Source organism: Methylobacterium sp. 001424705, from assembly GCF_059816145.1.
Genome location: NZ_JCBANU010000084.1, coordinates 1 through 875, shown reverse-complemented (window position 1 = coordinate 875; position 875 = coordinate 1). Strand labels below are relative to the sequence as shown.

At 62.9% G+C, this 875-nt stretch carries 1 pseudogene; it reads right to left on the bottom strand.

The features are described 5' to 3' along the window. Positions 1-851 (bottom strand): annotated as a pseudogene (locus tag AC6EUL_RS22855) (IS481 family transposase); the annotation flags it as partial. Between the last annotated feature and the right edge of the window lie 24 nt (positions 852-875).

Here is an 875-nt window from a genome sequence, read left to right as displayed (position 1 = left end):
TTGTTCAGTCCCGAGGTGAGGTGGGTCGGATTGTATCTGAACTGGTCCGGATCGTCTGCCCAGGCTTGGCAGGTCGCTTCGTATGGCGTGAGGCCGCGTAAGGTCTTGAGCCGGCGAACGAAGTTGTAGGCATCCAGGAAGGCGGCGAGATGGTCCCGCAGCTGATCGTGGCTGTCGTAGTGGTAGCGCTTGACCGTCGCCTCCTTGAGGGTCCGGTTCATGCGCTCGACCTGGCCATTGGTTCACGGGTGGTTTGGCTTGGTGAGCCGATGCTCGATGCCGTGCGCCCAGCAGATCTGATCGAAGCGGTTGATGCGGTACAAGGCAGTCGGGCCGCAACGGTTCTTGGGCAGCTCGGCGAACTGGATGCCGTTGTCGGTCAAGATGATGTGCAGGCGATAAGGACAAGCCTCGATGAGCGCCTCCAGGAAGGCGCAGGCCACGGGCCGATCAGCGCGTTCGTGCAGCTGGGCGAAGGCGTATTTGGATGTCCTGTCGATAGCCACCCAAAGGTACAGCTTGCCTTCGCCGGTGCGAACTTCCGCGATATTGATATGGAAGAAGCCGATCGGGTAGGCCTTGAACGCTTGCTTGCCGGGCTTGTCGCCGCCGACCTCGGGTAACCGGCTGATCCCGTGGCGCTGCAGACAGCGATGCAGCGACGAGCGGGTCAGGTGCGGGATGGTGGCTTGAAGCGCGTAGAGGCAATCGTCCAGCGGCAGCAGCGTGTGCCGGCGGAAGGCGACGATCACTGCCTCTTCCTCGGTCGTGAGCACGGTCGAGCGCAGCGTCTTCGGTCCCATCGCCGCGTCATGCACGAAGGCACGCTTGCGCCACTTCGCGACCGTCTTGGAGGTTCAGTCCATGCCGGGCGG